Below are 26,085 nucleotides of genomic sequence, written 5' to 3'. Positions count from 1 at the left end.
TATTTATATATTTTGGGAGGAATTAATTATGAATAAAGCTAAATTAAAAGAATTAATTATAAAAACAATAGATGAAAATAGAGATAAAATAATAGAAGTAGGTCGTGGAATATATGAAAATCCAGAATACGGATATAAAGAATATAAAACTACTGAAGCTGTATCAAACTTTTTAAGTGAAGAATTAGGACTAGAAGTAGAAAAAAATATAGCTGTTACAGGATGTATGGCTACTGCAAATAGTGATAAAAAAGGACCACATGTATCTATATTAGGTGAATTAGACGGAATATCTTGTAAAGAGCATAAACACTCTAATGAAATAGGTGCATCTCATACTTGTGGACATAATATACAAATAGCTGGTATGTTAGGTGCTGCAGTTGGATTAGTTAAAAGTGGTGTATTAGATAATCTTGATGGAAAAGTATCTTTTATGGCTACTCCAGCAGAAGAATTTATAGAGTTAGAATATAGACAATCATTAAAAAATAAAGGTGAAATAACTTACTTTGGTGGAAAGCAAGAACTTGTTAAAAGAGGATACTTTGATAATATAGATATGTCTATGATGTTCCATTCATTAGATATGGGAGAAAATAAGGCATTAGTAGGTCCAGAAAGTAATGGATTTATAGGAAAGAAAGTTCAATTTATAGGAAAAGAATCACATGCAGGTTCAGCACCACATGAAGGAATAAATGCTTTAAATGCAGCAATGCTTGCTATAAATAATGTAAATGCACTAAGAGAAACATTTAAAGAATCTGAAAGAGTTAGATTCCATCCAATTTTAACTAAAGCTGGAGATATAGTAAATGTTGTACCTGCTGATGTTCAAATGGAATCATATGTAAGAGCTAGAACTATAGATGGTATGATAGATGCTAGTGAGAGAATAAATAGAGCTTTAATAGCAGGTGGTAATGCAGTAGGAGCAGAGGTAGTATTAACTGAAATACCAGGATATTTACCAATACTTCGTTATAGAGATATGGATAAATTATTTAGTGATAACTTAGTTGATTTAGGAATAGAATCAGAAAAAATAGTTGACGGTGGAGATTTTACAGGTTCATTTGACTTTGGTGATATATCTCATCTAATGCCAACACTTCACCCAATGGTAGGTGGTGTAAAAGGGGCACTTCATACTAGAGAGTATGAAATAGTAGATGAAGAATTAGCATACATAGTACCTGCAAAGTCTATGGCTATGACTGTTGTAGATTTATTATTTGATGGAGCAAAAGAAGCTAATGAAATATTAAATAACTTCACTCCTGTAATGACTAAAGAAGAGTACTTAAGCTTCTTAGAAAAATACGATAGAACTATATAATTAATAAAAAAAGGGCTTTTAATAAGCCCTTTTTTGTACTAAAATAAAAGTTCTACAAGGTTTTTAGGTCTACCGACCCCCTCACTAGTTCCCTTTGCACACACTCTTGCTAGTTCTTTTGAAACTAATTTATTTAAAATTCTTCGAGCACTTCTATCACTTATATTTAAGTGTGTAGCTAACTCTTTTGTATCATATATTTTACTTTGTCTAGTATTACTTATTGCTATAATTTTTGATATTGATTCACAGCTTAGTCCTGACTTTTTAGAAATATCTATTGTATATTCATCAGAGGCTATAAGTGAATAGTTAATTTCACTATCTAACCCTAGAGGACCTTTTAAAAACTTATTTTCATCAATTAAATATATATCAAAATCAGAAGAATCTAAAGAACGCTTTAATGCTTTATATCCATTTGTTTCAGCTTGATATGAAGTATTTCCAATACCAATACCTACAGCAAGAGAAAATCCAATAGACTTTATTTTATTTTTTAAACTAAATAATTTATTGTAGTTTATATCATTTTCAATAGCACCTTTATGAGCAAATATTATGTATTCATCTCTACCAAAATTAAATACAGAACCTTGTATATCTCTAACATATTCAACTATAATTTTATCAAGGTCACATCTTTTAATCATGTTAGAGTAATACTTGTCCATACTTTCTTTATAATCTACTAAGCTAAGAATCTCTACACCTATTTGAGAGTGTTTAGCTTTATTTAATTCATATTTACTTTTTAGCTCATTATAACTTACTCTTATAAGAGGTCTAGTTGCTTCTAGTCTAAATACTGGATATCCTTTTGACTTTAAGCAATTATAAACATTTGCAAGTCCAGTTAACATTACATCTGTTTTTTTACTTTCAAATAAATCAATATGCCATTTAGCATAATCCATTTCAGAAATATCATTAGAATAAGGCATAGAATATACATTATTAATATCAAAGTCAATTTCATATAAAGCATCACTTAAAATCTCATTATCAACTACATCTATACTAAACTTATTAAAATTTATATTACTGTTTTTTATTTGCCATAGAGCTTTAACAATACTTGCATTACCTCTTGATACAAAAACATTAGGCAAGTTTATTTTATGCTTAGCCCTAACAGATTCATAAACTCCACAACCTGTAAATATTATTCCATCACATTCATTTTCACAATCTACTATTACTTCTGGTGCATCTACTAACTTTTCTCTTATATATAATTTTATCTCTAAATCATTATCTATTTCATTTAAATATTCTTTTATTTTTTTACTAGAATCTAAAGGTCCTACAACTCCTATCTTCATAAATATCCTCCAAAACCACTAAATTAATTACATATTATGAATTTACTATAACATAGTATATATTATGATAGAAGGAATTTATAAAATATAGAAATACAAACAATTTATCGTTTAAAAAAGAGGTAAACAATAGAGTTTATCAAAATATTATAATAAATATATTTTTAGGGGTAGAGATATATGATAAATGATAAAGATTATAAATTACTAGAAATATATGCAAAGGCATATAAGAAAAGTTCATTAAAAGTAGATTTAGTAAGAATAGAAAAATTAGAAAAGAATATGAAAAATTTAAATGAAGAAATAACAGAATATATAAAAGAATTATGTGAATTAGACTTTGAATTTAAAAAAAATACAAGTCCTATTCCAGACCCTATAAAATACTTTATAGAAAATGGAAAGGCAATAGAACAATGGGACTATATAAACAATACATTATGGGATGGATATTGGAAAAGATGTAGTGGAAGAGATTTAGAGTACTTTATGTCTTATTTAGAATATCCAATAATTTATCCAAATCATAAAAGCTATATTGAAAATAATAAAAATTTAGTAGAAGTATTTAAAAAAGAAACTGGACTTAAAAAAGTTCCATATGGTGTAAAATGTGCAGAGGTACTTAATAAAAAATATTTCAAATAAAAATGTTTTTAAATATAAATTTCTCTATATTTCTAGAAAAAGTTACAAAAAAACTACAAAATTTTAGTTTTATTTGTCGGATAAGATTTACTAAAAAAATATACTGTCGTATAATTATACTAATCGTATATAATGTCAAATTTATCCACAAGGAGAGAATATAGATGAAAGAAAAGATAGCATTAGCAGCACTAGCAGCAGTGCCTATGACCGTAAGTAGTGTTTATGCTTCTGATTTAACAGGAATTGTTACAACAAGTTATTTAAATGTAAGAAGTGGACCTTCAACTAGTCATGCAGTAATATTTAGTGTTAAAAAGGATGAAAAAGTATCAATTGAAGAACAAACAGACGGATGGTACAAAATAAAAACTAATACAGGAAATACTGGATGGGCGTCATCTACATACATATCATTATCTAATAATGAATCAAATGATAATCCTTCTTCAGATAACCAAAGAAGAGTTACAATAGAAGGACTTAACATGAGAAATGGTGCAGGTACTAGTTATAGAGCTATAACTAAATTAAAAAATGGAACAATATTAGAATTAATATCAGAAAACAATGGATGGTCTAAAGTTAAATATGATGGAAGAATAGGCTATGTATATAGTGATTATTTAGAAAAAGTTTCAGATTCTAATATAAATACTAGAGCGAATACTACAAAGGTAGTAAATTATGACTTCTTAAATGTAAGAAGTGGACCATCAACATCTCATTCTATAGTTGGTAAACTAAATAGAGGAGATAAGGTAGGGGTTATATCAGAAAGTAATGGATGGAGTAAAATAAATTACAATGGAAAAGTTTCTTATGTATCTAGTAGATATTTAAGTAATCTATCAAATACAAATCCTGAAAAGCCAGATTCAAATAATGAAAGCGTAAAAGAAACAAAAGTAGTAAACTATGACTTCTTAAATGTAAGAAGTGGACCATCAACATCTCACTCAAAAATAGGAACATTAAAAAAGGGAGATAAAGTAGGAGTAATATCTGAAAGCAATGGATGGAGTAAAATAAAATACAATGGAAATGTAGCATACGTATCAAGTACATATTTAAGTAAAGAAAATACAACACCAGAAGTACCAAGTAACCCAGGTGAAAGTATAAAAGAAACAAAAGTAGTAAACTATGAATTTTTAAATGTAAGAAGTGGACCATCAACATCTCACTCAAAAATAGGAACATTAAAAAAGGGAGATAAAGTAGGAGTAATATCTGAAAGCAATGGATGGAGTAAAATAAAATATAATGGAAAAGTAGCATACGTATCAAGTACATATTTAAGTAAAGAAAATACAACACCAGAAGTACCAAGTAACCCAGGTGAAAGTATAAAAGAAACAAAAGTAGTAAACTATGAATTTTTAAATGTAAGAAGTGGACCATCAACATCTCACTCAAAAGTAGGAACACTAAAAAAAGGAGATAAAGTAGGAGTAATATCAGAAAGTAATGGATGGAGTAAAATAAAATACAATGGAAAGGTAGCATATGTATCAAGTTCGTACTTAAGTAGTGAAAGTACAACACCAGAGGTACCAAGTAATCCAGATAATCATACAGTAAAAGTAGTAAACTACGACTTCCTAAACGTAAGAAGTGGTCCATCAACATCTCACTCTAAAATAGGTGTTTTAAGCAAGGGTGATGAAGTAAAAGTAAAAGAAGAAAGTAATGGATGGTCAAAAATAGATTACAGAGGAAGTAATGCATATGTTTCTAGTATGTATTTAAGTAACATAGGTTCTAGTGGAGGAAGTGAAACTCCAGATAATGGTGGAGGAACTGCCAATATAAATGGAGCAACTGTAAATCATATACAACTAGGATATACATTAGAAGATCATGTAGTAGTTCAATTAGAAAGAGCACGTGTAGGTGGAAATGTTATAGATTCATCTATAAAAAGAGGATTTGTTACTGCTAGTAGAGCAGACTTAGAATACTACTTAAACCCAAATAACTTTACAGGTAGTACAAAGGGAATGATGCAGTTTTTAAGAACAGATTCATATAAAGGTGGAGTTACTGCTAGTGAATTAAACTCATATTTAAACTCTTTAAGACCAGCATCTTCAGGAACTAATGTATTTTATAATCAAGGGCAAACTTTTATAAATGCAGCTAAAAGATATGATATAGATTTAGCTTATTTAGTATCTCATGCTATGTGGGAAACAGCTTATGGAAGATCAACTTTAGCACAAGGTCAAACTATAACATCATACAAAGGAAAACCACTACCATCACCAGTTAAGGTTTACAACTTCTTTGGTATAGGTGCAATAGACCATAGTGCAAACGTAAGCGGTGCTGAAGCTGCTTATTCAAATGGTTGGACAAGTGTAGAGGCAACAATTGATGGTTCAGCTAAATGGATAGCTCAAAATTACATAAAAAATACAAAATATAAGCAAAATAACATATTTAAAATGAAATTTAACTATGATTACTCATGGCATCAATATGCAACAGATGTAAACTGGGCAAATGGTATATCAGGAGTAATGGTAAAAATAGTTGGCATGTATGATAAAGGAAGCAATTTAGTATTTGATATTCCAAAATATAGCAGATAAATAAAAAAATACCCTCATCTAAGTTAAAAGATGAGGGTATTTTATATATTAAATTAAAAAATTAAAAAATAAGCAACTTTTTAGTGTACATAAGTCGTCTATATATATGTACAAGAAAGGAAGGTTTAAATTATTAATGAAACTGCTAAGCTTAAGCAAAGATTTAAAAGAAAAAAAATTAAAAGACTATATAGTTAAAAACAAAGAGTCATTTTACAAAATAGCTTATAGCTATGTTAAAAATGAATATGATGCCCTAGACATAGTTCATGATGCTATATGTAAAGCTCTTTCTAAAATAGATACATTAAAAGATACGGATAATATAAAGCCATGGTTTTATAAAATACTTATAAATACTACAACAGACTACATAAGGAAAAATAAAAAATACATAGTAGTAAGTGATGATGTTTTAGAAGATTCTAAAATAGATTATGATAAATATAGTGATATAGATCTACTAAGGGCAGTAGATAGCTTAGATGAAATTTATAAAACAGTTATAATACTTAGATACTTTGAAGATATGAAAATAGAGGATATAGCAAAGACATTAGACCAAAATATAAGCACAATAAAAACTAGAATTTATAAGGCTCTTAGTAAGCTTAAAATAAAAATAGACATCAAGAGAGAGGATGGTTAATAATGAAGGATAAAGATAGCTTGAAAATGTTAAAGAAAGATTATGATAATATTAAAATACCAAAAGAATTAGATGATGTAGTAAATGATGCACTAAATAGCAATATAAAATATAGAAAATATCAAAACAAAATGGTAATAGCAGCATCTCTTTTACTTGTTGTTTTAGGCATAAATATTAGCCCAGCATTTGCTCAAACTCTTTCTAAAATACCGATAATAGGAAATTTAGTAAAAATAATAACTATAAAAAATTACAGTATAGATGAAAATGGATATAAGGCATCAATAGATGTTCCAAAAATAAGCGGATTAACAGATAAAAAATTAGAGTACAAATTAAATAGTGAGTTTGAAAAAGAAGGAAAAAAATTATACGAAGATTTCTTAGAAGAAATGGAAATATTAAAATCAGATAAAGTACAAGGGCATAGCTTAGTAGAATCTTGGTATGAAGTATTAACAGATAACGAAGATTTGTTTTCAGTAGTAGTTTACACTCATTATGCACAAGGTTCATCAAATACAATAAGAAAATTTTATAATATAGATAAAAAAAATGAAACAGTATTGTCTTTAGAGGGGATGTTTAAAAATAATGACTATATAAATGTTATAAGTCAAAATATAAAAGAACAAATGAGAGACAATATGAAAAAAGATAAGAATAAACATTATTGGATAGATGATGAAATAAAAGAAATGAATTTTAAGTTTATTGATAAAAATCAAGATTTTTATATAAATAAAAATGGTGAACTTGTTATATGCTTTGATAAGTATGACGTAGCGCCAGGGTATATGGGATTAGTTGAATTTACTATACCTAATAATGTAATAAAACCATTACTTAATAAATAGGGGGAAATAGGGGAGAATGAATAAAAAGGTTATTGACATAATGTTTTGTACTGGATGTATAGGGCTTATAATATCTATGTACATAATAATGTCAAAATAATTAATATATTTTAATATTTAGGGAAAATGTCTCAAAATTATTATTTTGAGACATTTTTAATTTAAAAAATATAAGAGTATGTAAAGCTATGCAACTTTTTTTGTATATCGTAAAATAGTATCTATATTATGTTCTCTTACAACACTTTTAAGATTTCCAAAGTTATAAGTAGCAAGTGCATACTCTTTTACCTTGTTAAATATAAACTCTTCATGGCTATTTTTAATGTTTACCATAGATTTAGCATTATTCCAAGCTGTAACTTCTCGATTAATAAGATTTTTCTTTAAAGCAATAAGGTTTTTTTCTAAATCATCAGGAATATTTTCTTTATGGATATTGTTATTACTAACGTCTATATCGTATTCTATTATTTTATCTATTATTGAATATATTATAGCGCTGTATTGTTCCTTAGATTTATATATATTTTTATCTACAATATGACCAATCTCGTGAGATACAACAAACTTAGCAATTAGAGATATAGAATCTTCGCTAATTTCAACACAAACACCATTTGAGTTTACAAAGTTAAAAAAATTATAGCAAAAAGATAAAAAGCTATGTCTAGAAGCAAGTATTGATCTTAGTCTAGGTAAGGCACATATAGGAATATTTTTATATTTAAAATAAAATAAAAATACTCTTTTGTTTAGGTTTAGACTACTTAAAGAAGATTTAAATAATTTTTTTTCGCCTAATGTTTTATAATAAGTTGTTATTTTTCTATAATTATTTTCGTTAAAGGTAGCCATATTAACACCGCCTAATTATATAGTCTTTTAATATAATATTAAAATAGGTGCAATTTGTAGCTAATCCAAATTAAAATAGTATATATGGGTATAAATATAGATAACTCTAAAACTTAAAAACTGTGATATAATATATTACTAAGTTTTGAAGGGAGGATACTATGGAAACTGTTAGTGAATACTTAGATAAACTAGAAATAAACAATAATATATTAAAAAAACAACTAAAAGAAGTTTATATAAACAAAGTAACTTACTTTAAAGAAGACAAAATAGTATATTTTTATTTAAACTCAAAATCTATAATATCCTATGAAGTACTTGATATGTTAAAGGAAGACTTGCACAATAAGCTAGACTACTTTAAAGATATAAAAATAAAAATAAGATATACAGGGCTTGATAGAAAAGCTAATAAAGACATTATAAAAATGTACTGGGTAAATATATTATATATTTTAAAAAGACTTTGCCCATCTATAGCAGGATGGTATAGGCAAGTTGAGTATATGTGTATAGATGATTTACTAAAAATAAAAATTCCAAAAGGAATATTTTATGAAAGACTTATAAAACAAAATGTAGTATATGTATTAAAAAGTGTGTTAAGTGAGGAGTTAGGAATAGATATTAATATAGTCATGGAAAGGGCTATAGATGAAGATGTAAACATTGAAAGAATATTAAGAAAAAGCGATAAAATAATAGAAGATAAGATTAAAGATTTAGAAATACAAGCAACTAATGAACCTAAAGAAGATGAAGAAGAGGCTTATGTTATAAGACCTGAATTTGATGAACATCTAATATATGGTGAAAATGTACATGCTATGGTAGAAAAAATAGAATCTCTTAACCAAGAGTCAGGTACAGTAGCAGTAGTTGGTGATATATTTGATATAGAAATTAAAGAACTTAGAAATGGTAAAATATTATTTATAGCATCTATTACAGATTACACAAGTTCTGTAAGCTGTAAATTATTCTTAAACGATACTAATAAAGATAAAGTCATTGATAATGTTAAAAAAGGTTCACATGTAAAAATAAAAGGTGATGTTATGTATGACACTTACCAAAGAGAACTTACAATGACTATAAGTGGTATAAGAAAAGAAGAAAAAGAAGAGAAAAAAGATTTATCTGAAAATAAAAGAGTTGAACTTCATGCACATACTCAAATGTCATCAATGGATGCACTTTGTTCTACTAAAAAGCTTATAGAAAGAGCTGCAAAATGGGGACACAAAGCAATAGCAATAACTGACCATGGAGTGGTTCAAGCTTTCCCAGAGGCTATGGGTGCAGCTAAGGCTAATGATATAAAAGTATTATATGGTGTAGAAGGATATTTAGTAGAAGACTCAAAAGATATAATAGAAGATGCTAATGATAAAGAACTATCACAAAGCTTTGTGGTATTTGATATAGAAACAACAGGGTTTTCTAATACTAATGATAAAATAACTGAAATAGGTGCAGTTAAAATAGAAAACTTTGAAATAGTAGACAATTTTAGTGAACTTATAAACCCACAAAAAGATATATCATATAAAATCCAAGAACTAACAGGTATAACTAATGATATGGTAAAAGATAAACCAACAATAGAAGAAATACTACCTAAATTTATGGAGTTTATAGGAGATAGTGTGCTAGTTGCTCACAATGCAGAATTTGATATTGGATTTATAAGAGAAAAATGTAGACAACAAAATATAGAATTTAATAATAAAAGTATAGATACACTTACACTAGCTAGAATATTACTTCCAGATTTAAAAAGGCATAGATTAAATGTAGTAGCAAAAGCACTAGGTGTACCACTTTTAAATCACCATAGAGCTGTAGATGATGCAAGAGCTACTGCTTTAATATTTCAAAAGTTTTTAGATATGCTAGTAAAAAAAGGTGCAAATACCTTAAAAGAAGTAAATGAAATATTAGGTAAAGTTGATTATACAAAGCTAGGAACTAATCATATAACTTTACTTGCAAAAGACTACACAGGGCTTAAAAATCTATACAAAATAGTATCAGATGCCCATGTTAATCATTTTTACAGAGCACCAAGAATACTAAAAAGCTTCTTACAAGAACATAGAGAAGGACTTATAATAGGTTCTGCTTGTGAAAATGGACAGGTATATCAAGCAGTAAAGAAAAATGTTGATGATGAAGAAATGGCAAAAATTATAGAATTATATGATTATATAGAAATAATGCCAATAGATAATAATAAATTTATGATTCACAAAGGTGAAGTAGAAGATGAAGAAGAACTAAGAGATTTAAATAGAAAAATGGTAGAGGTAGCACATAAATTTGGAAAAATACCAGTAGCTACAGGAGATGTTCACTTCTTAGATGAACACGAAGCTGTTCTTAGAACAATACTTAAATACTCTCAAGGATTTAAAGTAGATGAAGAAGAAACATATCTTCATTTTAGAACAACAGATGAAATGCTAAGGGAGTTTAGTTACTTAGGAGAAGAGCTAGCTTATGAAGTTGTAGTTACTAATACCAATAAAATAGCTGATATGGTAGAAAATATACTACCAATACCTGATGGAACATATCCTCCAGAAATAGAAGGTTCAGATGTAGAACTTAGAGAAATGTGCTACAACAAGGCAAAAAGAATATATGGAGATCCACTTCCAGAAGTTGTTCAAAATAGACTTGATAGAGAGCTAAACTCTATAATAAAAAATGGATATGCCGTAATGTATATTATCGCCCAAAAGCTGGTTACAAAGTCATTAAGAGATGGATACTTAGTTGGTTCAAGAGGTTCAGTTGGTTCATCAGTAGCAGCGACAATGAGTGATATAACAGAAGTTAATCCACTTCCAGCTCACTATATATGTGAAAATGAAGATTGTAAATACTCATATTTCTATGAAATAGGTGAATGGGGTTCTGGAGTAGATTTACCAGACAAGGATTGCCCAAAGTGTGGAAGAAAGCTTAAAAAAGATGGACATGATATACCATTTGAAGTTTTCCTTGGATTTGAAGGGGATAAAGAACCAGATATAGACCTTAACTTCTCTGGAGAATACCAACCAGTAATACACAAATACACAGAAGAACTATTTGGTGAAGGATATGTTTATAGAGCAGGTACAATAGGTACAGTAGCTGAAAAAACAGCCTTTGGATATGCTAGAAAATATGTAGAAGAAAATAATATACAAGTACCAACAGCAGAGGTAGTAAGACTATCTAATGGGTGTACAGGAGTAAAAAGAACATCAGGACAGCATCCAGGTGGAGTTATGGTTGTACCACATTATAAGGATGTATATGATTTTACACCAATACAATATCCTGCCAATGATACAAGTTGTGGAGTAATAACAACACACTTTGACTACCACTCTATAAGTGGTAGAATACTAAAGCTAGATATACTTGGGCACGACGTTCCGACCATAATAAGAATGTTAGAAGATATAACAGGAATAGATGCAACAGAAATACCTTTAGATGACAAAGAAACAATGTCACTATTTACTTCAACAGATGCATTAGGAGTAACACCAGAGGAAATTAACTGTCCTATAGGTTCACTTGCAATACCTGAGTTTGGTACAAAGTTCGTTAGACAAATGTTACTTGATACAAAACCAACAACATTTGCAGAACTAGTACGTATATCAGGACTTTCTCATGGTACTGACGTTTGGCTAAACAATGCACAAGAGCTTGTTCAAAAGGAAATAGTTGGACTTAAAGATGTTATATCAACACGTGACGATATAATGAACTACCTTATATTTAAAGGACTTCCACCAAAGATGGCATTCACCATAATGGAAAATGTTAGAAAAGGTAGAGGATTAAAGCCTGAACATGTTGAGCTAATGGAAGCTAACAACGTACCAGAATGGTATATATGGTCATGTAAACAAATAAAGTACATGTTCCCTAAAGCACATGCCGTAGCATATGTTATGATGTCATTTAGACTAGCATACTGTAAGGTTCATTATCCAGAAGCTTTCTATGCAACTTACTTTACAACAAAGGCAGAAGACTTTGATGCTGATTTAATAGTTAAGGGACTACCTGCAATTAAAGCTAGAATAAATGAAATAGAAAGTTTAGGAAATGACGCAACAACTAAAGAAAAAAATATGCTTACAGTACTTGAAGTTGCACTTGAAATGTATGCAAGAGGTATAAAAATACTTCCAGTTGATATATATAAATCAGATGCAAGTAAATTCCAAGTTGCAGGAGAAAAGATGCTACTTCCTCCAATGATAGCCCTACAAGGGGTTGGGGAAAATGCAGCAATAAATATACAAAAAGAAAGAGAAAATGGAGAATTTATTTCTAAAGAAGACTTAAGAAAGAGAACCAAGATTTCTAAGACCGTTATAGAAACATTAACTAGTCACGGTTCACTTAATAATATGAGTGACGAAAACCAATTATCTTTATTTTAAAAAAAATAGTAATAAAATACATTAAAGCTTAGGTATAACCTAAGCTTTTTTATTTAAAAACTATTTATAATTTATAGTTTAAAAAAAGTACAAATTTAAATAATCCATTTTTTAACAATAAATGTTTTAGATAAAAAATAATAGGGTATATTAAACTCATAGACATTAAGTAACAATCATTGGAGGAATTTTTATGAATAGGAAAGAGTTAAAAGAACTTTCTAAAAGTCAACTAAAGGGTAATTGGAATGTACCAGTATTAGCTATGTTAGCTTATTCAATAGTAATGTTTTTAGTATCATATCTAGATAATAGCGAGTCTTTATTTGTATCATTAATTGGAATAATACTTGCTTTAGTTATAGAATCATGGTTCTTTGTAGCATATCCGAAATTATCTCTAAACCTTATAGAAGATGAAAGCGTTGATTTTAGTGATTTATCAGTATCAAATAAAACTTTCTTTAAATCTTTAGGATTTTCTGTATTAGTAGGTATAATATTAATAATAGTATATATTGTATTAATGTTTAGTTTTGTAGGTGGATTTACAATAAGTGTATTAAATGCAAATGATTTATTTGAAGCTATAGCACCAATGGTAATTGTAGGTATTATATTATGGTTAATATCAATAGTAATTCAATTAGCAATTTCTATGGTACCATTTATACTTGCAGATAAAGAAGAAGTAGGAGTATTTAAATCAATATCTCTTAGTATAAAAATGATGAAAGGTCATAAATGGAGATTATTCGTTATATGGCTAAGCTTTATAGGATGGGCTATATTAAGTATATTAACTTTAGGAATAGGATTTTTATGGTTATCACCATACTTTACTTTAACTATGGCTAACTTCTATAAAGAACTAGATAAAGAATATAACGCTAAACATATAGATTAAAAGTAAAAGGAGCTTAATTTAAGCTCCTTTTTTATTGTAATTTTTATAAATTTATATTGATAATTATGATGAAAAATTCTTGCAAATCGTTTAAAATAGTACATTTAAACAAGGTTAATTTAAGTTAAATAGAAAGCATTTAAAAGAAAATAAAATAAAAAGCTATCTATTATTAATAGCATGTGCTATAATAATACTTGTAGCGATACAAAATCGATACACAAATAAATTAAGAGAGACCTAGAAATAGGTTCACAGGAGTATTTTTTAATGATAAATGGAATAGTAAAATGGTTTAACAATGAAAAAGGATTTGGTTTTATATCAGTAGAAGGTGGAGATGATGTATTCGTACATTTTACAGCTATACAAACTGATGGGTTTAAATCATTAGAAGAAGGTCAAAAAGTAAACTTTAATATAGTTAAAGGTGCTAGAGGTCCTCAAGCGGAGAATGTAACTATATTATAATATATATATATGTTCGGAAAAAGACACATTATGTGTCTTTTTTTATTGTAATTAAATATTAGTAAAAACATATAAATAAATTTTTACACAGTTAGTTTATATAATATGTTAAAAAACATCTGTTTTAGTGGACATTTATAAAAATTACAAGTACTGTTATAATTAGATTAACAATAGTTATCTGATTTAAAGTATGTATTTAGTTTCATTAAGGGGGATAATTTATGAATTTAACTATAAAGAGAAATATATGTATTTTGATGGGTATTTTATTAGTTACTATTATCAAAATTGATATAATGATTCCGAATATTAATATTTTATTGGCAATAGGTTGTTTTTATAAAGCATATAAGGTTAATAAATTACTAAAAAATAAAGAGAACAAGTCTATTTAGGATAATTAATGTTAATATATTATTCTATTTTATATGTTTAGTGAAACATATTTTTTCGCGAACATATTTAATTTAGTTAATGATATATCTAAACGTATTTGTAATATACTTAAAATTGTACATGAAATTAAAATGACCTATTTATAGGTCATTTTTTATTATATTTTTTTAAATTTAGACTAGCAAATCTTAGAACTATTGGTCATACATTTGAATATATATATATTGTAAGTAAAAGTTTAAGGAGGGATGAGATTTTGACTAGAGTAGAATTAAAACAACTTTCTAAGAGTCAACTTAAAGGCAATTGGAAAACCCCAGTATTAGTCATGTTAGTATATACCATAGCAACCATGGCTCTTTCTTTTATGTCTGAATTTTCAAGTTCAATGGGTATATACTTAATTAGTACAATATTTTTAATTGGATTAGCAATATGGTTTTCTGTAGGATTTGCTAATTTCTTTTTAAGATTTAGCGAAACTGATGGAAAAGCTAAGTTTGATGACTTATTAGTATCTAAAAAATCAATATTAAAATCATTAGGATTATTTGCTTTAATGTTTGTTATAGGAATTGTATTAGGTATTATAATAGTTTTTGCCACATCATCTATGATAGTTTTTAGTGAAAGTGTATCTACTGGTATGATAGTAGGAGCATTAATAGTTGGAGTAGTATTATCTATACCTATTGTTATACTTGAATTAGCTTTAGCTATGACACCATATATCTTTGTTGATAAAGAAGAACTTGGTTTAATTGATTCAATAAAACTTAGTATAAAAATGATGAAAGGCAATAAATGGAATTTATTTGTTATTAACCTAAGTTTTATAGGATGGGCACTTTTATGTATTATTACTTTAGGTATAGGATACTTATGGTTAGGGCCATATATACAATTAACTATTACTAACTTTTATATAGATTTAGATAATAATTTTAATAAAGTATCAATTTAAAAATAAAAAGGCTGACTAAAATCAGCCTTTTTATTTTATATAAAGTAAAAAACTATATTAAAATAATATAGTTAGATGTGTGATAAAATAAATTAATAATAAAGGAAAGTTTTGGAGGAGATTATTTTGATATTTACTATAGGACAAGTGGCTAAAATGTATAACATAAGTCATGACACACTAAGATATTACGATAAAATAGATCTATTAAAGCCAAGTTTAAAAAAAGATAATGGATACAGATATTACACAATAAGAGAAATAGAATTACTTGAGATAATATTAGTAGCAAAGCAACTAGAAATACCAATAAAAGACATAAAAGATATTATAAAAAAGGAAGATGAAAGTAGTTACATAGAATTATTTAAAAATCATAAAAAGTTGTTAGAAGAAAAAATAGAGTATTTGACAAAATTAAAGGATGAAGTACAACACTCTATAGATGTAACAACTCAAATGAAAAACTTTTCTAATAAGGAAAAAGAAAAATTTGAAAATGTATATATAGAAAAGGATATTATATATTTTAATCAAAATGATTATAACCACTTTGGAAAATTTTTAAATAAAAAAAATCTAATATTAAAAATAGATAATATTAATAATGAGAATATACTTTTTAATGAAAATATAATTGGATTTGAACTAGATAATGAAGTTATTAGTAATGATGCAAAATACGAAAAAATTAAATATAAGGGAAATTATATTTTATTAACTAGAAAAGATACTGCATCTAACATAGAAAAGTTTATAGAAGAATGTATAAAGGAAATTTATAAAGATAAAAATATAGAAAAAAATATAAATGTATTTATAGAATGTTTATTTACACTATTAAAAAAGAGTAAAAAAAACATATACTTCGTAAAAATTTATATAGAAAATATTAGATAAAGTCTTGACTATGGAGTTAGTCAAGACTTTATTATTATACAAAGAAAGTAATTCATATATAGTTTATCTTGTATTAACAAATATAAAGATTGATAGATTAGGAGGGGATAATATGCAAGAGAATATATTAGGTAGTGAAAAAATACCTAGATTATTTATAAAATATTCTATACCAGCTATAATAGCTATGGTAATTACAGGCATGCAGGCAGTTGTAGATGGAATATTTGTAGGAAATGTACTAGGACCAAACGCAATGGCTAGTGTAAATATAGCAGCACCATTTATGCAAGTTATAATAGCTTTATCCATGATAATGAGTATAGGATCACAAAGTTATATGGGGCTTAGTTTAGGAGATGGTAATGTAGCTAAGACACAAAATATATTTAAGACAGCTATGATATTTATATTAGTTTTTGGATTTGGTATAACAGTATTTGGATTTACAATGAACTCACAAATAGCATATGTATTAGGTGCTAGTGATATATTATTAAAAGATGTTTCTTTATATATTAAGACACTTTCAGTATTTACAATACCAATGTCTTTAATGTTTTTATTTGGTTTTTCGGGAAGAATAATGGAAAAACCTCAACTTTACTTTTATGGTTCTATATTAAGTTTATTTGCAAATATAACATTAAACTATACATTAATATATAAGCTAAAGCTTGGAATCGTAGGAGCAGCAACTGCCACAGGATTAGCATACTCTTTAGCGTTTTTAGTTGTAGTGTGGCCTGCATTAAACAAAAAAAACATTATAAACGTATTTGTTGGAAAGTTTGATAAATCTGTAATATTTCCAGTAATATATAATGGTTCATCAGAGGGAATAAATTCAATAGCCACAGCCACTAGTGCATATTTATTCAATATGGCATTTATGAATATAGCAGGAGAGACAGGCGTAGCAGCTTTTACTGCTATAAATTATGTAGCTCAATTTGGTGTACTTTCAATGTTTGGTATATCTGATGGTATAGGGCCTATAGTTAGCTACAATTATGGAAGTAAGAAATTTGATAGAGTAAAAGCTATAATGAAATTATCTGATAAAGTTATAATAACCATAGGAATAATAATATTTACTTTATTATTCTTCTTTGGAAGAAATTTAGTTAATATATTTGTAAATGGAAATGAAGAAATATTAAATATAGCATCTGTAGGAGCAAAAATATATGCATTTGCATTTTTCGTAAATGGATTTAATATAGTTAATTCTGGATACTTTACAGCTATAGGATATGCTAAAGAATCAGTAATAGTAGCTTCATGTAGAGGTTTAATATTTATAATTATAGGCATATTTACATTACCTAATATATTTGGAATAAATGGTATATGGATGAGTGTACCTTTTGCAGAATTAATTACCTTATTTATTGGAATTAAACTTATGAAAAAGTCCTATAAAGTTATGGATAAAAAATATGAGATAAGTATTAACGGTGCTTAGAAAAATAAATAGAAAACTATAAACCCTTGTAAATTACAAGGTTTTTTTATTGAAGATAAACAAACTAAAGCTGAAAAGTGGGGGTAAGAAAAAACGACGGGGGGATAAAATATTTAACTAAATTATTTTGTAATCAAATCTTTACCATATATAATTAAAATTAATATATCATATATATGATAAAGATTATGGAGGGGTTATGTGGAGTATATATACAAATTTATAGAGTTTGCAGAAGAAAGTGGTATGATAAATTTAATATTTTGGGGAGCTATAATAGCATATCTAATACATATATATTATAAAAAAGAAGAAAATGAAAAATACCTAGCTTTAAAATTAGTAGGATTTTTTATACTTGGGGGATTTAGATTAGAATTTGCATTTAACTGGTATCCAATAATAATACCAGCAGGATTTTTATTATATTGGTTTTTATTAAAAAACAAAGAAAGACCAAATAGTATTATAAAGAAAAAAGCAACAATCCTAGGAGTTTTAATGTTATATTCAACTATATTAAGCAATATCATATATGATGTAGCAGATTATAGAGATATAAAATTTGATATAAAAAATATATCTATGGATACATTAAAAGAAGATTATGAAACAATAAAAAATGAATTAGGATTATCATGGGAAACGGATATAGTAAATTTTGAAGTAAAATATGACAATAATAAAAAAATAAAATTACTAGATATGTATATAGAGGATAAAGTAAATAACAAACTTGTAAGTATAGGAATATATAATGGTGATTATTCTGTAAAACAAAGCAAAATAAGCAACAAAGGTCAGATTGTAGAGAATGAATTTAACACGACAACTGAAGAACTATTAGAAATCATAGATAATATAGAATTAAAAAAATATGATAAAGCAGATATTTATACTATAAAATATGAAAATGATTTAAGTTATATAGAAAATAAAAAAGCATATATAGTTAATTCATCTAATTATTCAACTGATAAACTATATCCTAATAGTGATATAATTAAGGCTAGTGGTATTATGTACATTCCTATGGAAAAAGTAAGTGAAGGCTCATGGAGTAACATAGACTACAAATACTACCTAACAAACTATGAAATATTTTCTAACGAAGAAAATTATGAAGATGTAGAAATAACTATAGAAAATATAAATAATAATAAACGTGTATTAATAGATGACATATATGATATATATGAAAAACACAAATTAATGGAAGAACTTAATTCTATACATATAACTAGATGGAATGGAGAAAGTGATGTAGATTTAGAGCCAGACTTATTTATAAAAGACAATGATGGAAATAGACTAGGTTTATGTAGCAAAGATAAAGGATTGGCCAGAAGAGATATAGGAGAGACTAGTGTATGGTACATAGTGCCTAGTGATTTATACGACAAAATAAATATATATACAATGAAATAATAAAATACCTTAGGATAACTTTTATAGTTATTTTAAGGTATTTTTTATTTTATAAATAAATTATTTTAATGTGACAAAGTCATAGAACTAAAAATTAAAAATTAATATAATACTTCTATAAGGAATATAGGAGGGAATAATTATGAAAATAAGAAAAAAAGCAATTATAGACAAGAATTATTGTGTAGCCTGTGGAACTTGTATAAAAGAATGCCCACTAAACCTTATAACCATAGAACAAGGTGTATTTGCTAAAGTTAACTTAGATAAATGTGTAGGATGTGGAAAATGTGCTAAAGCATGTCCTGCATCTGTTATAGAAATAAAAAGCATGGAGGAATGTATATAATGAAAAAGCAAAAGAAAACTTGGAAAGAGTATATGTGGATATTAAGTGCATTATATTTATTCCTAGGATTATTTAATGTATTATTTGCATGGCTTGGATTACTATGCTTTACAATACCTTTAGCTATGGCAATATTAGGAAAAGGTAAATCATACTGCAATACTTACTGTGGAAGAGGTCAATTATTAGATTTAATGGGAAATAAAATGAAATTATCAAAATACAATAATATTCCTAAGTTTTTAAAAAGTAAGTGGTTTAGATATGGATTTTTAATATTCTTTATGACAATGTTTATAAATATGTTGTTTATGACATACTTAGTATTTAATCAAACTAATAGTCTAAAAGAAGTTATAACAATACTTTGGACATTCAAAATGCCATGGAAAGTGGCTAATGTAAGTATGGTAAGCCCTTGGGTAGCACAGTTTGCATTTGGATTTTATAGTATTATGCTTACATCTACAATATTAGGTGTAGTTACAATGCTTTTATACAAGCCTCGCTCTTGGTGTGTTTATTGTCCAATGGGAACTATAACTCATATCATATCAAAAGCTAAGTATAAAGAAAATATGTAAAATTAGGATTTAAATTATTAATAAAGATGGCTTAGAAATATAGTAATTTCAAAAAATTTGCAATTAAACCTTATATATGTTATTATAGTATATAAAATAATACATTTTGCAAACACTAAGAGTGAGACCAGAAGTTCTCACTCTTTTGTTTTAAATAAACTGACAACTGAATAGGAGGGAAAAATATGAAAAAGAGTATAGAAGCTACTATAGAAGAATTAGTATCAGAAATAACTGAACCACTTAATTTTGAAATAGTAGATGTAGAATATGTAAAAGAAGCTGGAGAGTATTACTTAAGAGTATTCTTAGATAAAGAAGGCGGAATATCATTAAATGATTGTGAAGCTGTAAGTAGACAATTAAGCGAAGTTTTAGATGTTAAAGATCCTATAAAAGATAACTACTTCTTAGAAGTATCTTCACCAGGACTTGATAGACCGCTTAAAAAAGATAAAGACTTTGTAAGATACGCTGGAAGAGACGTTGAAATAAAATTATACAAACCACTAAATGGTTCAAAGCAATTTGAAGGTACATTAGTTGGATTAACAGATGAAAATACTATAAAAGTTATAATAAATGATGAAGAAGTTGAATTTAATAGAAAGGAAGTAGCTCTTGTAAGACTTGCAATAAAGTTTTAATAAGATAGCTTAGGGTAAAAATAAAATGAACCACGAATTTATAGAAGCATTAGATGAGTTAGAAAAAGACAGAGGAATAGATAAAGAAATACTTATAGACACTATAGAACAAGCTCTTTTAACAGCATACAAGAAAAACTTTGGTTCTGCTCAAAACGTAAGAGTTGAGTTTGATAGAGAAAGAGGAGACGTTAAAGTATTCTCTCAAAGAGTAGTAGTTGATGAATCAGATTTATACGATACATTCTTAGAAATAGAATTAGCAGACGCTAGAGAAATAAGTCCAAACTACGAATTAGGAGATATAATAGAAAATGAAGTAACTCCTATGGACTTTGGAAGAATAGCTGCTCAAACTGCTAAGCAAGTAGTTGTTCAAAGAATAAGAGAAGCAGAAAGAGAAATAGTATACAATGAATTTATGGATAAAGAAAATGAAATAGTTACAGGAGAAGTAGCTAGAGTAAACAAAAACATAGTTCATGTTAATCTTGGAAGAATAGAAGCAATAATGACTCCACAAGACCAAATACCTGGTGAAACATACAGAGCTGGTCAAAAAATAAAGGTATACATATTAGAGGTGAAGAAAACTAATAAAGGACCTCAAATAGTAGTATCAAGAAGCCATCCAGGATTAGTTAAGAGATTATTCGAGTTTGAAGTTCCAGAAATATTTGAAGGTATAGTTCAAGTTAAATCTATATCAAGAGAAGCTGGTTCAAGAACTAAGATGGCAGTTAAGTCAATAGATGAAAAGATAGATCCAATTGGAGCTTGTGTAGGACCTAAAGGTTCAAGAGTTAAAAACATAGTTGATGAATTAGGTGACGAAAAGATAGATATAATAAAATACAGTGATGATCCAGCTGAATTTATATGTGCAGCACTTAGCCCATCAAAGGTTGTTAAGGTTGATATAAATGAAGAAGAAAAATCTGCTTTAGTAGTAGTACCTGATTACCAATTATCACTTGCAATAGGTAAAGAAGGACAAAATGCTAGACTTGCAGCTAAGCTTACTAACTGGAAAATAGATATAAAAAGCGAATCTCAAGCAGGGTTAGAGCCTCAAGAAACTAACACAGACGCTGAGTAATAAAGGAGGGGTACTCTTTGCAAAAACAAAAAAAGGTTCCTCAAAGAAAATGTATAGCATGTCAAGAAAGAGATGCAAAAAAAGGGCTAATAAGAATAGTTAAGACTAAGGAAGGTCAAATATTTTTAGACCCAACAGGAAAGGCAAACGGTAGAGGTGCATATATATGTAAGGATGTAGAATGTCTAAAAAAAGCTATAAAAAGTAAAGCTTTAAATAGAGCATTCAAAATGGAAGTTCCATCTGATGTATATGACAATCTACTTAAGGAGCTAGAAAGTTATGAAGACTAGTGAAGCAAAAATATATTCATTTTTAGGCCTTGCCACAAGAGCAGGGAAGATAGTGTCTGGAGAATCTACTTTAGCTGACCTTAAAAAAGGGAAGGTAAATCTAGTTATATTAGCAGATGACGCATCTGATAATACTAAAAAATTATATAAAGATAAATCATCATATAGAAGTATACCGTATGTATACTTCTCAACAAAGTTACAGCTAGGGCTAGCTATAGGAAAAGCTCCTAGAGCAGTCATAGGTATAAAGGACAAAAACTTTGCTGATAAAATCAGTGAGTTGATGGAAACACAAAAAATATAATAGGGGGTGGTCTTGTGTCAACAAGAGTATACCAAATCGCAGAAGAATTGAAAGTATCAAATGAAGAAATGATACAAAAGTTAAAAGAATTAGATATAGATGTAGAAAACGAAAATTCTGAAATAGCAGAAGATGAATTAGAGTTAGTTATAGACATATTAAAAGAAGAAATAGCAGCGGCTAAAGGAAATATATTAAAAATAGAAGGAAAATTAACTGTTCAAGAGTTAGCTAATGCCCTTGATAAGTCAGCTTCAGAAATAATAATGAAGCTTATGAAAATGGGAACTATGGCTACAATAAACCAAGAATTAAACTTCGAAATAGCTTCACTTGTTGCTAAGGACTACGGATTTGAATTAGTAGTTGGAGGAGCAGATGAAGAAGAAGTTGAAGCAATAGATGCTTTAATGGAAATAGAAGAAGATAAAGAAGAAGACTTAAAGCCTAGACCTCCAGTTGTTACAGTTATGGGACACGTTGACCACGGTAAAACATCTTTACTTGATGCAATAAGATCAACAAACGTAACTTCAAGAGAAGCAGGTGGAATAACTCAACATATAGGTGCTTCTGAAGTAATGGTAAATGGACAAAAGATAGTATTTTTAGATACTCCAGGACATGAAGCCTTCACAGCAATGAGAGCTAGAGGAGCACAAGTAACTGACATAGCAATATTAGTTGTTGCAGCAGATGATGGTATAATGCCTCAAACTGTTGAAGCTATAAACCATGCTAAAGCTGCTGAAGTACCATTAATAGTAGCTATAAACAAAATAGATAAACCAGCAGCTAACCCTGATAGAGTTAAGCAAGAATTAGCTGACCAAGGATTATTAGTTGAAGACTGGGGTGGAGACGTTATAGCAGTTCCAGTTTCAGCGCTTAAAGGTGAAGGAATAGACACTTTACTTGAAATGATATTATTAGTTGCAGAAGTTGAAGAATTCAAAGCTAACCCTGATAAAAGAGCTGTTGGTACTGTTGTAGAAGCAGAACTTGATAAGGGAAGAGGACCAGTTGCTACTGTACTTGTTCAAGGTGGAACACTTAAAGTTGGAGATCCAATAGTATGTGGTACTGCAAGTGGTAAAGTAAGAGCAATGATAAACTCTAAAGGAAAAAGAGTTAAAACTGCTGGACCATCTACTGCTGTAGAAATATTAGGTTTATCAGAAGTTCCACAAGGTGGAGATCAATTTGTTGCTGTAGCTACTGAAAAGATAGCAAGAAGTGTAGCTGAAAAGAGAGCTCAAATGGCTAGAGAAGAAATGTTAAAATCTAACCAAAGAATGTCTCTTGATGATTTCTTCAGCCATATGAACGATGCTGACGTTAAAGAATTAAACATAGTTGTTAAAGCTGACGTTCAAGGTTCTGTTCAAGCTGTTAAACAATCACTTGAAAAATTATCTACTGAAGAAGTAGCAGTTAGAGTTATACATGGTGGTGTTGGTGCTGTAACTGAGTCAGACGTTATGCTTGCTGCTGCATCTAATGCTATAATAATAGGATTTAACGTAAGACCTGGAGCTACTGCTGAAACTATAGCTAAGAAAGAATCTGTTGATATAAGATGTTACACAATAATATACAAAGCTATAGAAGATGTTCAAGCTGCAATGCTTGGAATGCTAGATCCAGAGCTTAAAGATGAAGATACTGGTAAAGCTGAAGTTAGAGAAACATTCAAATTATCAGGTGTTGGAACAATAGCAGGATGTTATGTAACAAGTGGTAAGATATTTAGAGGTTCTAAGGTAAGAATAGTAAGAGATGGTATAGTAATCCACGATGGACAATTAGCAGCTCTTAAGAGATTCAAAGATGATGTTAAAGAAGTTAACCACGGATACGAATGTGGATTAAGCTTTGTTAACTACAACGATGTAAAAATCGGAGATATAGTAGAAGCTTATATAACTAAAGAAGTAGAAAGAAAAAGTTTATAATAAGTTTTATATAAATAGACAATAATAACAAAAAGATATTTTAAGTCATATAATAATGTATTACAAAAACTTTTAAGTTTTAAAACTATGTAATATGTTGTAAATAATTATGGCTAATAAATTAATAGATAAAATCAAAGCACATTAAAGAAATTATATTTGCTATAAATATAATTTCTAATGTGCTATTCTAAAATAGAAGTAAAAGAGGTCGATATTTATGGCATCATATAGCAGAACAAAAAGAATAGCAGAAGAAATAAAAAAAGTTATAAGTACAATGCTTATAAGTGGAATAAAAGATCCTAGAATAAACTCTATGGTAAGTGTAACTGACGTTGAAGTTACAAGTGACTTAAGTTATGCATACGTATATATAAGTATACTAGGTGGAGATGAAGAATCTACATTAACAGGACTAAGAAGTGCAGTAAACTACATTAGAAGAGAAGTAAGTAGAAATGTTAAATTAAGACATACTCCTCAAATAATATTTAAAGTTGACGATTCTATAAAAAATGGAATGTATATGGATACATTAATAAAGAAAGTTAATGAAGGAAAAACTGCAAATGAAATAGACGAGGAAATGTTTGATGAAGAATAATCTAGACAATATAATAGATTATATAAATGGAAGTGACAATTTTGTTGTCACTTCTCACATTAGTCCTGATGGTGATAATATAGGTTCAACTCTAGGAATGTATTATAGCCTAAAAAAGCTAGGTAAAAACGTTTACTATGTCTTAGATGATAATGCACCTAGAAATTTAGAATTTTTAGTTGAAGGTATAAACATACTTAAATCTAATGAGTTTAATGAAAATAATTATTCATTAATAGCCCTTGATTGCGGAGATAAAAAAAGAATATGTTTAGAAGAAGATATAATAAATAATGCTAATAAAGTTATATGTATAGATCATCATGCAAGTAATGATAATTATGGAGATTTTAATTACATAGATATAAATGCATCATCTACTTGTGAGCTAGTATACAATTTATTAGTAAGATATAATGAAACTAAAAACATAGACTTAATAGACGAAAAAATAGCAACAGCATTATATACAGGTCTTGCTACAGATACTGGGAATTTTTCATATTCAAACACTCATCCAAGTAGTTTTGAAATGGCAAAAGAACTACTTATAAAAGGTGCTAAAAGAGATATGATAATCCAAAAAGTATTTCAAAGTAATCCATATAACTACTATAAGTTATTAGGAGAAGCTCTAAATACTTTAGATATAGTTAATGGAAAAGTCGCTAGTATATGTATAACAAAAGAAATGTTAAAAAATAATATAATAAGCTTTAATGATGTAGATGGAATAACATCTTACACTAGAGATATAGAAGGAGTAGAAGTTGGAATACTTCTTAAAGAGAAAAAAGAAAACGAAGTAAAAATAAGCTTAAGATCTAAAAATTACGTAGATGTAAGCCTTATAGCACAAAGCTTTAATGGTGGAGGGCACGTAAGAGCAGCAGGATGCACTATATATGATAGTGTTGAAAATGCAAAAAAACAGGTATTAGAAGCTGTATTAAAAACAATCTAAG

General features: G+C 28.0%; 24 protein-coding genes. 22 read left to right on the top strand and 2 right to left on the bottom strand.

Annotated features, from left to right (window positions below; translation table 11 throughout):
- Positions 1–28 precede the first annotated feature (28 nt).
- Positions 29–1,342 carry a M20 family metallopeptidase gene (locus FRIFI_RS10170; RefSeq protein WP_166505788.1) on the top strand — a complete coding sequence of 438 codons (1,314 nt, stop codon included), beginning with the start codon at positions 29–31 and terminating at the stop codon, positions 1,340–1,342.
- 38 nt (positions 1,343–1,380) lie between these two features.
- On the opposite strand, the gene FRIFI_RS10165 is transcribed toward FRIFI_RS10170, so the two are convergent.
- A complete protein-coding gene (locus FRIFI_RS10165) occupies positions 1,381–2,667 on the bottom strand; it encodes a transcriptional regulator (protein WP_092924713.1) in 1,287 nt (428 codons plus the stop codon).
- Positions 2,668–2,847: 180 nt separating this feature from the next.
- Here FRIFI_RS10165 and FRIFI_RS10160 point away from each other — a divergent pair, with 180 nt between their 5' ends.
- The 4 genes from FRIFI_RS10160 to rsiV all read left to right on the top strand — a co-directional run bounded on the left by FRIFI_RS10160 (position 2,848) and on the right by rsiV (position 7,424).
- Positions 2,848–3,318: a hypothetical protein gene (locus FRIFI_RS10160; RefSeq protein ID WP_092924715.1), complete on the top strand. Its 471-nt coding sequence runs from the start codon at positions 2,848–2,850 to the stop codon at positions 3,316–3,318.
- A 164-nt stretch (positions 3,319–3,482) separates the two neighbouring features.
- Positions 3,483–5,915, top strand: coding sequence for an SH3 domain-containing protein (locus FRIFI_RS10155; protein WP_092924717.1), 2,433 nt, complete (start codon positions 3,483–3,485; stop codon positions 5,913–5,915).
- Positions 5,916–6,051: 136 nt separating this feature from the next.
- The gene (locus FRIFI_RS10150) at positions 6,052–6,564 is read left to right on the top strand and encodes an RNA polymerase sigma factor (RefSeq protein WP_092924719.1); all 513 of its coding nucleotides are present in this window, start codon (positions 6,052–6,054) and stop codon (positions 6,562–6,564) included.
- A gap of 2 nt (positions 6,565–6,566) precedes the next feature.
- Complete coding sequence (gene rsiV, locus FRIFI_RS10145) at positions 6,567–7,424, top strand: anti-sigma-V factor RsiV (RefSeq protein WP_166505787.1); 858 nt, start codon at positions 6,567–6,569, stop codon at positions 7,422–7,424.
- A 186-nt stretch (positions 7,425–7,610) separates the two neighbouring features.
- Here rsiV and FRIFI_RS10140 read toward each other — a convergent pair whose 3' ends face one another.
- Positions 7,611–8,282, bottom strand: a complete 672-nt coding sequence (locus FRIFI_RS10140; RefSeq protein WP_166505786.1) for a hypothetical protein — start codon at positions 8,280–8,282, stop codon at positions 7,611–7,613.
- 161 nt (positions 8,283–8,443) lie between these two features.
- Here FRIFI_RS10140 and FRIFI_RS10135 point away from each other — a divergent pair, with 161 nt between their 5' ends.
- The 17 genes from FRIFI_RS10135 (at position 8,444) to FRIFI_RS10055 (ending at position 26,084) form a co-directional block, all read left to right on the top strand.
- A complete protein-coding gene (locus FRIFI_RS10135) occupies positions 8,444–12,742 on the top strand; it encodes a PolC-type DNA polymerase III (RefSeq protein ID WP_166505785.1) in 4,299 nt (1,432 codons plus the stop codon).
- Between the two features lie 193 nt (positions 12,743–12,935).
- Positions 12,936–13,649: a DUF975 family protein gene (locus tag FRIFI_RS10130; protein WP_166505784.1), complete on the top strand. Its 714-nt coding sequence runs from the start codon at positions 12,936–12,938 to the stop codon at positions 13,647–13,649.
- A 270-nt stretch (positions 13,650–13,919) separates the two neighbouring features.
- Positions 13,920–14,120: a cold-shock protein gene (locus FRIFI_RS10125; protein ID WP_092924729.1), complete on the top strand. Its 201-nt coding sequence runs from the start codon at positions 13,920–13,922 to the stop codon at positions 14,118–14,120.
- Positions 14,121–14,344: 224 nt separating this feature from the next.
- Positions 14,345–14,518 carry a hypothetical protein gene (locus FRIFI_RS10120; RefSeq protein WP_166505783.1) on the top strand — a complete coding sequence of 58 codons (174 nt, stop codon included), beginning with the start codon at positions 14,345–14,347 and terminating at the stop codon, positions 14,516–14,518.
- Positions 14,519–14,775: 257 nt separating this feature from the next.
- A complete protein-coding gene (locus FRIFI_RS10115) occupies positions 14,776–15,483 on the top strand; it encodes a DUF975 family protein (RefSeq protein WP_166505782.1) in 708 nt (235 codons plus the stop codon).
- A 126-nt stretch (positions 15,484–15,609) separates the two neighbouring features.
- The gene (locus tag FRIFI_RS10110) at positions 15,610–16,383 is read left to right on the top strand and encodes a MerR family DNA-binding transcriptional regulator (RefSeq protein WP_166505781.1); all 774 of its coding nucleotides are present in this window, start codon (positions 15,610–15,612) and stop codon (positions 16,381–16,383) included.
- A gap of 112 nt (positions 16,384–16,495) precedes the next feature.
- Positions 16,496–17,851, top strand: a complete 1,356-nt coding sequence (locus FRIFI_RS10105; RefSeq protein WP_166505780.1) for an MATE family efflux transporter — start codon at positions 16,496–16,498, stop codon at positions 17,849–17,851.
- Between the two features lie 201 nt (positions 17,852–18,052).
- Positions 18,053–19,279 (top strand): hypothetical protein, encoded by a 1,227-nt coding sequence (locus FRIFI_RS10100; protein WP_166505779.1) that lies wholly within the window; start codon positions 18,053–18,055, stop codon positions 19,277–19,279.
- Between the two features lie 142 nt (positions 19,280–19,421).
- The gene (locus tag FRIFI_RS10095) at positions 19,422–19,628 is read left to right on the top strand and encodes a 4Fe-4S dicluster domain-containing protein (protein WP_176579614.1); all 207 of its coding nucleotides are present in this window, start codon (positions 19,422–19,424) and stop codon (positions 19,626–19,628) included.
- Positions 19,628–20,212 carry a 4Fe-4S binding protein gene (locus FRIFI_RS10090; RefSeq protein ID WP_166505778.1) on the top strand — a complete coding sequence of 195 codons (585 nt, stop codon included), beginning with the start codon at positions 19,628–19,630 and terminating at the stop codon, positions 20,210–20,212. The genes FRIFI_RS10095 and FRIFI_RS10090 overlap by 1 nt, the downstream gene beginning before the upstream one ends.
- A 185-nt stretch (positions 20,213–20,397) precedes the next feature.
- Positions 20,398–20,859, top strand: a complete 462-nt coding sequence (gene rimP / locus FRIFI_RS10085) for a ribosome maturation factor RimP (protein ID WP_166505777.1) — start codon at positions 20,398–20,400, stop codon at positions 20,857–20,859.
- Between the two features lie 25 nt (positions 20,860–20,884).
- Entirely contained in the window at positions 20,885–21,958 is a 1,074-nt protein-coding gene (gene nusA, locus FRIFI_RS10080; protein ID WP_166505776.1) for a transcription termination factor NusA, read from the top strand.
- A 17-nt stretch (positions 21,959–21,975) separates the two neighbouring features.
- The gene (gene rnpM, locus FRIFI_RS10075; RefSeq protein ID WP_092924758.1) at positions 21,976–22,251 is read left to right on the top strand and encodes an RNase P modulator RnpM; all 276 of its coding nucleotides are present in this window, start codon (positions 21,976–21,978) and stop codon (positions 22,249–22,251) included.
- Entirely contained in the window at positions 22,241–22,558 is a 318-nt protein-coding gene (locus tag FRIFI_RS10070) for a L7Ae/L30e/S12e/Gadd45 family ribosomal protein (protein ID WP_166505775.1), read from the top strand. The genes rnpM and FRIFI_RS10070 overlap by 11 nt, the downstream gene beginning before the upstream one ends.
- 14 nt (positions 22,559–22,572) lie before the next feature.
- Positions 22,573–24,513, top strand: a complete 1,941-nt coding sequence (gene infB / locus FRIFI_RS10065; RefSeq protein WP_166505774.1) for a translation initiation factor IF-2 — start codon at positions 22,573–22,575, stop codon at positions 24,511–24,513.
- A 220-nt stretch (positions 24,514–24,733) separates the two neighbouring features.
- Complete coding sequence (gene rbfA, locus FRIFI_RS10060; protein ID WP_092924764.1) at positions 24,734–25,120, top strand: 30S ribosome-binding factor RbfA; 387 nt, start codon at positions 24,734–24,736, stop codon at positions 25,118–25,120.
- The gene (locus tag FRIFI_RS10055; protein WP_166505773.1) at positions 25,110–26,084 is read left to right on the top strand and encodes a DHH family phosphoesterase; all 975 of its coding nucleotides are present in this window, start codon (positions 25,110–25,112) and stop codon (positions 26,082–26,084) included. Before rbfA ends, FRIFI_RS10055 begins: the two co-directional genes overlap by 11 nt.
- The last annotated feature ends 1 nt before the right edge of the window (position 26,085 follow it).

The sequence above is a fragment of the Romboutsia hominis genome (assembly GCF_900002575.1).
In the GTDB taxonomy this organism is placed as follows: domain Bacteria; phylum Bacillota; class Clostridia; order Peptostreptococcales; family Peptostreptococcaceae; genus Romboutsia_C; species Romboutsia_C hominis.
Note: the sequence above shows the minus strand (reverse complement) of the source record. Positions and strands in the feature narration are given on the sequence as shown.